10 protein-coding genes are annotated in these 9,187 nt (G+C 58.0%); 4 read left to right on the top strand and 6 right to left on the bottom strand.

Annotated features, from left to right (window positions below):
- The 4 genes from serB to JWQ61_RS10210 form a co-directional block, all read left to right on the top strand.
- Nucleotides 1–600: phosphoserine phosphatase SerB (gene serB, locus JWQ61_RS10225; protein WP_304360437.1), on the top strand; the 600-nt coding region annotated here is incomplete at its 5' end.
- A gap of 42 nt (nucleotides 601–642) precedes the next feature.
- On the top strand, nucleotides 643–1,005 hold the full coding sequence (locus JWQ61_RS10220) for a hypothetical protein (protein ID WP_061539827.1): 363 nt from the start codon (nucleotides 643–645) through the stop codon (nucleotides 1,003–1,005).
- Nucleotides 1,002–1,556 carry a GNAT family N-acetyltransferase gene (locus JWQ61_RS10215; protein WP_304360436.1) on the top strand — a complete coding sequence of 185 codons (555 nt, stop codon included), beginning with the start codon at nucleotides 1,002–1,004 and terminating at the stop codon, nucleotides 1,554–1,556. The genes JWQ61_RS10220 and JWQ61_RS10215 overlap by 4 nt, the downstream gene beginning before the upstream one ends.
- A gap of 103 nt (nucleotides 1,557–1,659) precedes the next feature.
- A complete protein-coding gene (locus JWQ61_RS10210; RefSeq protein WP_304360435.1) occupies nucleotides 1,660–2,439 on the top strand; it encodes a class I SAM-dependent methyltransferase in 780 nt (259 codons plus the stop codon).
- An 84-nt stretch (nucleotides 2,440–2,523) separates the two neighbouring features.
- On the opposite strand, the gene JWQ61_RS10205 is transcribed toward JWQ61_RS10210, so the two are convergent.
- The 6 genes from JWQ61_RS10205 to phaC form a co-directional block, all read right to left on the bottom strand.
- Complete coding sequence (locus tag JWQ61_RS10205) at nucleotides 2,524–3,687, bottom strand: cystathionine beta-lyase (protein ID WP_304360434.1); 1,164 nt, start codon at nucleotides 3,685–3,687, stop codon at nucleotides 2,524–2,526.
- Between the two features lie 14 nt (nucleotides 3,688–3,701).
- Complete coding sequence (locus JWQ61_RS10200) at nucleotides 3,702–4,139, bottom strand: hypothetical protein (RefSeq protein WP_304360433.1); 438 nt, start codon at nucleotides 4,137–4,139, stop codon at nucleotides 3,702–3,704.
- The gene (gene rimO, locus JWQ61_RS10195) at nucleotides 4,136–5,530 is read right to left on the bottom strand and encodes a 30S ribosomal protein S12 methylthiotransferase RimO (protein ID WP_304360438.1); all 1,395 of its coding nucleotides are present in this window, start codon (nucleotides 5,528–5,530) and stop codon (nucleotides 4,136–4,138) included. Before rimO ends, JWQ61_RS10200 begins: the two co-directional genes overlap by 4 nt.
- 101 nt (nucleotides 5,531–5,631) lie before the next feature.
- Nucleotides 5,632–6,195, bottom strand: a complete 564-nt coding sequence (gene phaR / locus JWQ61_RS10190) for a polyhydroxyalkanoate synthesis repressor PhaR (protein WP_014005763.1) — start codon at nucleotides 6,193–6,195, stop codon at nucleotides 5,632–5,634.
- Nucleotides 6,196–6,395: 200 nt separating this feature from the next.
- Nucleotides 6,396–7,136, bottom strand: a complete 741-nt coding sequence (locus JWQ61_RS10185; protein WP_304360432.1) for a 3-ketoacyl-ACP reductase — start codon at nucleotides 7,134–7,136, stop codon at nucleotides 6,396–6,398.
- A gap of 82 nt (nucleotides 7,137–7,218) precedes the next feature.
- Complete coding sequence (phaC, locus tag JWQ61_RS10180; protein WP_304360431.1) at nucleotides 7,219–8,985, bottom strand: class I poly(R)-hydroxyalkanoic acid synthase; 1,767 nt, start codon at nucleotides 8,983–8,985, stop codon at nucleotides 7,219–7,221.
- Nucleotides 8,986–9,187: the final 202 nt, after the last annotated feature.

Below are 9,187 nucleotides of genomic sequence, written 5' to 3'. Positions count from 1 at the left end.
TCGACCCTGATCACGATCGAATGCATCGATGAAATCGCCGACATGCAGGGTTTGAAGCCGCAAGTCTCGGCAATTACCGAAGCGGCGATGCGCGGCGAACTGGAGTTCAATGAAAGCCTGACCCGGCGCGTGGCCCTGCTCAAGGGCCTGGATGCGACAGCGCTGCAGCGGGTGCTGGATGAACGACTGCAGTTGTCGCCGGGCGCGGAAAACATGCTGGCGGCGGTCAAGGCGGCCGGCCTCAAGACCTTGCTGGTGTCGGGCGGCTTCACTTTCTTTACAGACAACATGAAAGCCGCTCTCGGACTCGATTTCGCCCATTCCAACGTGCTGGAAATCGTCGACGGCAAGCTGACCGGCAAGGTGCTGGGCGGCATCGTCAACGCCGAGGAGAAGAAACTGACGGTTGAACGCGTCTGCGCCGGGCTGAATATCGCTCCCAGCCAGGCGATTGTCATGGGCGACGGCGCCAACGACCTCGCCATGATGAAGATCGCCGGCCTGTCGGTCGCCTTCCGCGCCAAGCCGGTAGTACGGGCACAAGCTAGCGTGGCCTTGAATTTTGTCGGTTTGGATGGCATCTTACCCATATTGGCGTAATTCGCGAGGGATCCAGCGCCTCTCTTAACGTAAAGGATAGTCATGGCACAAGAACTAGTCTTCGACAGCAAGCTGCATTCGGAAAAGAACCTTGCCTGGTGGCTCTACCTGTTTCATGCCGCCAGCCTGCTGTTTTCCCTGGGGGCGCTCTCCTGGATTCCCTTGATCATCAACTATGTCAAACGCTCGGATGCCGCGGATACCTTCGTGTACAGCCACCATAACTGGCAAATCCGCTCATTCTGGTGGTATCTGCTGTGGATGGTGGTCGGCGGCGCCCTGTTCCTGACAGTGCTCGGCATCCCGCTGGCTTTCGCCGTGTGGGGAATTGCCTGGCTGTGGAAGGGCTATCGCTTGATCAAGGGCATCGTGGATTTGAATGACAATAAGGCAATGCCTGCTTGATCCCGGCTATCGAAAAACAGCCTGCGGCAAACTACGGCGCGGTCAGGGTCATGTCCAGCAAGGACATCCCTGCCGTCATGCAGATCCAGGCGGAATGCTATCCGCCCCTGATGCTGGAATCGGAAGCCGTATTCCGCACTCGCCTCGCCCTGACCCCGGCCACCTGCTGGATCTGGTCAGGACACGGGCAAGGCGCCAGCGCCTATCTGTTCAGCTACCCTTCAAGCAAGGATGTCGTCACCGCGCTGGACCATCCGTTCAAGATCCCGGCGGCGCCGGACTGCCTGTACCTGCATGACCTGGCGGTTGCACCCGGTGCGCGCGGCCTGCGGGCGGCGAATACCCTGGTGACCATTGCGCTGGAACACGCACAGGCAAATGGATTGCGATGGAGTGCGCTGGTCTCGGTGCAGCAATCGCAGCCATTCTGGAGCGCATTGGGTTATGCCCCGGTGGAAGTACTGCATTCCCCAGCCAGGGAAGACCTGGCCAGTTATCAGCTGCCTGCCGGCCCGGCCGACGCTGTCTACATGTTGCAGCGCCTGGCTTGACGATTTATGATGGACGATAAACCACACAACGATCTGGAGGCGGGTATGAAAACTTGTATTTCTTTAATGAGTGAAATCAAAACCAAACACTTTAAAGGAATACATGAGCACGACCGCTTCTTCCCAAGATCAATTCAAATACACCACGATCGCGCATAGCGATCATCGCTACTGCTGCCCTCTTTCGCCAGCCAAGGCCCGCGAACTAATAGCCGCACTGAATCTGCCCCAAAATGCCTTGGTGCTGGATGCCGGATGCGGCAAAGCCGCACTGCTGCGTGAGTTGCTGCAGTCGATGCCGGTGCGCGGCGTCGGCGTCGACATCAATTCGCAGTTCCTGGCTGAAGCTGCACGCTCATGGGCGGCCAGCAATCCGAACGATCCCCGCCTGACTCTTATCGAAAACCGGGTTGAACGTCATCCGCTTCCAACCGACGGTTATGACGCCATTATCTGCATCGGATCAAGCCATGTCTTCGGCGGTTTTGAACGTTGCCTGGCTACCAGCATGCAATGGCTCAAGCCAAGTGGCGTGCTGCTGATTGGCGAAGGTTATTGGAAACAGTCGCCTTCGGACCAGTATCTTGCCATTCTCGGTGCGACGCGGGACGAACTCACCAGCCATTCGCAGAATACCCAACATGCGCTGACGCACGGCTACAAGCTGTTGACGTCTACGATTAGCAGCGATGACGAGTGGGATCAATACGAAGGTTTGTACTACCAGACAATGATGCGTCATGTGGCGGCCTGTCCGGAGGATCCGGACGCCACGGCCTTTGGCGAGCGGGCCCGGCGCTGGTATGACAATTATCAGGAGGCAGGCAGATCAACGCTAGGATTTGGCTATTATCTTTTAGAAAATCCCCCGCTACCTCGCTGACATGCAAACAAAAATGCCGACCTGCTTGGGTCGGCATTTTTACTTTATCCATGGCCATTACCGGTTGCAACCGGAACTACCCTTCTACATGGAGGCAAAAGCCTGTTCGATATCGGCAATCAGGTCCTGCGGATCTTCCAGTCCGATATTGAAGCGCACCAGCGTGCCCTGGTCCTGCCAGTTCTTGCGCATGCCCTGGATCCGGTAAGGAACGCAGAGGCTGTTGGCGCCGCCCCAGCTGTACCCGATCTTGAACAGTTTCAGGCTATCGACGAAACGGTCGGTCTGTTCTTCGCTGTAGCTTGCATCGAACAGCACCGAAAACAAGCCGCCTGCGCCGGTGAAATCGCGCTTCCAGTTTTCATGCCCCGGGCAGTCCGCAAAAGCCGGATGCAGCACTCGGCTAATCTGCGGCTGTTGCTGCAGCCAGGCGGCGACCGTGCGCGCGCCGGCGTCGTGCGCGTCGAAGCGCAGTTTCATGGTCGGCAGGCTGCGCAAGACAAGGTAGGCATCGTCCATGCCGACGCCGAAACCGAGCCGCATGTGCGCCATCTGCAGCTTCTGGTTCAAGGCAGGATCGCGAGTGATCACCGCGCCCATCAGCACGTCCGATCCGCCCGACTGATATTTGGTCAGCGCCTGCATCACGATGTCGACGCCAAGGTCGAAAGCGCGCAAAGCCAGGCCGGCCGACCAGGTATTGTCGATCGCCACCAGTACTCCCTTGGCGTGCGCGGCGGCGCAGATGGCGGGCAGGTTCGGCACTTCCATCGACACCGAACCCGGCGCCTCGGTCCAGACCAGGCGGGTGTTCGGCTGGATCAGGCCGGCGATGCCGGCGCCGATCATGGGGTCGTAATAACGCGCTGTAATGCCGAAGTCCTTGGACAGCCAGTTGCCGAGCTCGCGGTTGGGGTTGTACACGTTGTCCGGCAGCAGCACGTCATCGCCGCTCTTCAGCAGGGCCAGGTCGACCATGGTGATCGCCGCCAAGCCGCTGGGCGCCAGCAGACAGTGCTGGCCGCCTTCGATTTCCGCCAGGCGTGCTTCCAGCGTGAACGAGGTTGGCGTGCCGTGCAGGCCGTAGGTATAGCTGTTTTTTTCCTGCCACTCGCGCGCGCGCATTGCCGCGACATTCTTGAACAGCACGGTAGAGGCGTGATGAATCGCCACCGGAAACGCGTCAAAACCTGCCGGCGCGGTGTAATCGCTGTGCATCAATGCGGTTTGAGAATTCTTTTTTGCCATGTTCAGTGATGGTTTTATTTGACGGGTCTGGCGGCCTGGACAGTCAAGGCGAAAGGTTTGGTCACCGCATCGTCGGTAGTAGACCAGGTGCCGCTGAAAATATTGCCGACCAATTTGCCGGCCCACTCGCCAGAGACATCCTTGCCGTTGATCGATTCTTCCATGATGACATCGGTATTGTCCGATTCGCCGGCCAGCAGGATTTTGGCGGGCTGCCCGGCAATCACGTAATTGCCCTGGATGCCCTCGGTCGGATCCGGTTTCAGCTGCAGATGCATTTCGATCTGCGCATCGCCCAGCGTGCCGCGCAAGGTCAGCGGCCTGGCGAACAGATCTTGCGCTCCTGCCGTCGTTGTGGGTACAACAACAGCATTCCCATTATCCGCAAACACCGGCGCAGCGCCAAAACCGGTCAACAGCGTCAGTACAACAGCAAACTTCCCTGCCATCATGCAGCAGCCCACAGATCATGCGCGTCGGAGGCGGTGATGGTGACATCGACAAACTCGCCAACCACCAGCTTCTTGTGCGGTTCATACGGCGGCTTGACGTACACCACGCCGTCGATTTCCGGCGCATCGGCGCTGGAACGGCCGACGCCGCCATTACGGTCGACCGAGTCGATCAGCACGCGCATGGTCTTGCCGACCTTGGCTTGCAGGCGTTTCTTGGAAATTTCTTCCTGCAGCTGCATCACGCGGCCGCGGCGCTCTTCGCGCAGTTCTTCCGGCACCGGATTGTCCAAGGCGTTGGCGGTGGCGCCTTCCACCGGCGAATAGGCGAAGCAGCCGAGGCGGTCGATTTCAGCCTCTTTCAGGAAATCCAGCAGGTATTCGAATTCGGCCTCGGTTTCACCCGGGAAGCCGGCGATGAAAGTGGAGCGGATGGTGAGGTCCGGGCACATCGCACGCCAGGCCTGGATCCGCTCGATATTCTTTTCGCCGCTGGCTGGACGCTTCATGCGCTTGAGCACATCGGGATGGGCGTGCTGCAGCGGCACGTCCAGGTAAGGCAGCACCTTGCCTTCCGCCATCAGCGGGATGATATGGTCGACGTGCGGGTATGGATAAACGTAGTGCAGGCGCACCCAGGCGCCGTATTGCGCGGCCAGTTCGCCGAGCGCGGTGACCAGCTGCGTCATGTGGGTCTTGACCGGCTTGCCGTTCCAGAAGCCCATGCGGAACTTGACGTCGACGCCGTAGGCGCTGGTGTCTTGCGAAATCACCAGCAGCTCTTTGACGCCGGCCTTGAACAGGTTTTCGGCTTCCAGCATGATATCGGCGATCGGGCGCGACACTAGGTCGCCGCGCATCGACGGGATGATGCAAAAACTGCAACGATGATTGCAGCCTTCCGAGATTTTCAGGTAGGCGAAATGCTTGGGCGTCAGCTTGACGCCCTGCGGCGGCAGCAGGTCAAAGAACGGCGCGTGCGGCTTGGGCAGGTGCTTGTGCACGGCAAACATGACTTCGCCGACCGCATGCGGGCCGGTCACTTCCAGCACTTTCGGGTGGATCTTGTGGATGATGTCGTCGCCGTCGGCATCTTTCTTGGCGCCCAGGCAGCCGGTCACGATGACCTTGCCGTTTTCGCTCAGGGCTTCGCCGATGGCGTCCAGCGACTCTTGCACCGCGGCGTCGATAAAACCGCAGGTATTGACGATCACCAGGTCCGCGCCTTGATAAGACTTGGCAGTTTCATAACCTTCCGCGCGCAGCTGGGTCAGGATTTGTTCGGAGTCGACTAGTGCCTTAGGGCAACCAAGAGAGACGAAACCGACTTTGGGGGCGACTGCAGGTGCGGCAGCGGGTGCAGCAGGCGCTGCGGAAATGACGTTGGACATGGCGGGAGGTGGGGTCAAAGCAAAGTCGCTATTGTACCCCTTCCACCGCCATGGTTACCTTGCAAGGCTTCTAAAAACCTGTGCAAGGCTTGAGCGAATGATTATTTTTTTGTCTTGTCCGGCGGCGGCGGTGCAAACGGGAAAGTGCCGAACATGTTCTTGGTCTGGTTTTGCATCTGTTCCTGCATCTGGATGAACAGGCCTTTGCTCTGCTCGATGTAGTTGCTCATCATGCCTTGCATCATCGGCCCCTGGACATTCATGAACTGCGCCCACATTTCCGGGCTGAAGGGCTTGCCTTCGTAGAAACCCTTGGAATTTTCAGTGAGCTTGTTCTGGATATCGATGAAGGCCTGGATGTTCTTTTCCAGGTATGAACCCATCATTCCCTGCATGGCGTGGCCGTAGTAGCGGATGATTTGCGACAGCGCTGCGCTGGAAAACATGGGCGTGCCGTTCGACTCTTCTTCCAGGATGATCTGCAGCAGGATGCTGCGCGTCAGGTCATCCTCGGTCTTGGCGTCCAGCACAACGAATTCTTCGTTGTCCAGCACCAGTTGCTTGACGTCCGTCAGGGTAATGTATGAACTGGTTTGCGTATCGTACAGGCGACGATTCGGATATTTCTTGATCAAACGTTCAGACATCTTTTTTGGTGTAGTCATTTCAGTCCCAGGTTGCTGCGCCCATAACGCATTTTATATTTATTACTTTAGCAATCGACATTTGCTACAGTACATCTCCATTATATGCACGTGCCAAGACAGTGCAGGGAGTTTTATTGCATTGCAATACAAGCAAGCATACGCAATAAACCGTGTGGATTGCAAGACAATCCACACGGGAGCTGACACCAGCAGGGGCATCAGCCCATGTGCAGGCCGCCGTTCAGGGAGAAGTCGGAACCGGTGGCATAGCCGCCTTCTTCCGACACGATCCAGGAGATGATGGATGCGATTTCTTCCGGTTCGCCCAGGCGTTTCACCGGAATCCCGGCGACGATCTTTTCCAGCACGTCGGGCCGGATCGAGCGCACCATGTCGGTGCCAACATAACCTGGCGACACGGTATTGACGGTAACGCCCTTGGTCGCCACTTCCTGCGCCAGCGCCATCGTGAAACCGTGGATGCCGGCTTTTGCGGTCGAGTAGTTGGTCTGGCCGAACTGGCCCTTCTGGCCGTTGACCGATGAAATATTGACAATCCGTCCCCAGCCGCGGTCCGCCATGCCGTCGATGATCTGCTTGGTGACGTTGAACAGCGAATTCAGGTTGGTGTCGATGACAGCATCCCAGTCGGCCTTGGACATCTTGCGGAACTGGCCGTCGCGGGTAATGCCGGCGTTATTGATCAGGATGTCGACTTCGCCGACTTCCGCCTTGACCTTTTCGAACGCTGCCTTGGTCGATTCCCAGTTGGAGACATTGCCTTCCGAAGCGTGGATATCGAAACCTTTGGCGCGCATGTCGGCCAGCCATTTATCCTTACGCGTGGAATTCGGCCCGCAGCCGGCAACCACGGTGTAGCCATCCGTGCAAAGACGAGTACAAATTGGGGTACCGATGCCGCCCATTCCCCCTGTCACATAAACGATTCGCTTTGCCATCTCTTGTCTCCTTCAAAAAAACAATTCAAAAAATCCATCTGCTTTCTGGCTACCGCTTCCCCGACAGTCTTCTCGCTGCGTTTTATTCTGCTCTGACTTTGACATACCGGCCCGGCGCCGGTTCGATGATGTCGTACTTAGTATTTCCTAATTTGCGCGGCGCGGCCACCTGTTTTCCTGCATGCCCGGATAAAAATTCCGCCCATTCGGTCCACCAGCTGCCGGGATGTTCAACCGCGGCCGCCAGCCAGGCATCGGCATCGGCGACGACTGTCTTGTTCGTCCAATAACTCCGCTTCTTCTTTGCCGGCGGATTTATCACGCCGGCGATATGGCCGGAAGCGCCCAGCACAAAACGGTTCTGCTTCGGCTTTTTAGGATTCAGCAGGGACACCGAGGCATAGGCCGAAGCCCAGGGCACGATGTGGTCTTCGCGCGAGGCATAGATGAAAGCCGGCGCATCGATCTTACCGAGGTCGATCTTTTGCCCGCCTACCGTCAGCTTGCCGGCGTCCTTGAGCGAATTGTCCAGGTACATGTGGCGCAGGTAATAACAAAACATCGGACCCGGCAGGTTGGTGCTGTCGGCGTTCCAGTACAACAGATCGAAAGGCGTCGGCTGCTCGCCCTTGAGGTAATTCGATTCGACATAATTCCACAGCAGGTCATTGGGACGCAAGCTGGAAAACGCGGAGCCGAATTCACGCCCCGGCATCAGGCCGCCCTGCCCGATGGCCTGCTCCCGCATGCGGATCTGCATGTCGTCGATATAGACGTCGAGGATGCCGGTGTCGCTGAAATCGAGGAAGGCGGTGAGCAGGGTCAGGCTAGCGATCGGGTTGTTCTTTTCCGCCGCCAGCTTTGCCAGCGCGGTCGACAGGATCGTGCCGCCGACGCAGAAACCCAGCGTATTGATCTTGTCCTGGCCGGATATGTCCTGCACCGCCTGGATCGCCCGGATGGCGCCGTCGACTACGTACTGGTCCCAGGTGGTCTGCGCCAGCGACTCGTCGGCGTTGCGCCAGGAAACCAGGAACACGCTGTGCCCCTGCTCCACCGCGTAGCGCACCAGCGAGTTCTGCGGCTGCAGGTCAAGGATGTAGAATTTGTTGATGCACGGCGGCACGATCAGCAACGGCCGCTGGTACACCTTGGCGGTCAGCGGCGTGTACTGGATCAGCTGGAACAAGTCGTTCTCGAATACCACGGCGCCTTCGGTGGTCGCCACGTCCTTGCCGACCTCGAACGCCGACTCGTCGGTCTGCGACACCCGGCCCTTGTGCATGTCCGCGATCATCTGGGCAATGCCTTTGGTCAGGCTTTCGCCATTGGTTTCGACAATTTTCTGCTGCGCCGCCGGATTGGTCGCCAGGAAATTGGACGGCGCCATGGCGTCTATCATCTGCTGCACGGTAAAGCCGATCTTGCGCTTGATCTTGGGCGGCGCATCCAGCGCCTCGACCATCGCTGTCAGGAAATGGGCGTTCAGCAGGTACGCCGCCGCATTGAAGGCATACACCGGATTGCCATGCCAGGCCGCAGCGCTGAAACGGCGGTCGGCGATGGCGGGAATGCGCGCCGCCAGCATGTCCTTCCACAGCGCAGACAGCTGCTGCGTGTATTCCGCCTGCAGCTTTTCCAGTACCGCCGGGTCCAGCGAAATGCCGAGCTCGCCGAAACCTGCCGTGCCGTTCTGGTTTGGCGCCGATGGATTGAAACCCAGGAACATGCCGGGATCGGCGATGTGGCTGAGCTGCTGGAAGAATTGGGGATTGAATGCTTGGCTGAACTGCTGCGAAAGTTGCGACAATGCGGCAGGATCGAAGACGGAAAAATTAGGCGTATTCATGCTGTGACCGTTGTTTTGGCTTATTTTCGTGTATCTTTTATCGGATTGACTCTAAAGCAGGAACCAAAATGTACATCGTCGCCATCGCCTGGATTTACGTCGTCTTCATGATGGCAATTACAGAGGCTACTCCAGTTGCCGGTGTGATGACGTTTTTGCTGTACGGTGTTTTTCCTTTGACAATTGTTTTATACCTGATGGG

It is taken from the genome of Collimonas fungivorans (genome assembly GCF_028292705.1).
Taxonomy (GTDB): domain Bacteria; phylum Pseudomonadota; class Gammaproteobacteria; order Burkholderiales; family Burkholderiaceae_D; genus Collimonas; species Collimonas fungivorans_B.
Note: the sequence above shows the minus strand (reverse complement) of the source record. Positions and strands in the feature narration are given on the sequence as shown.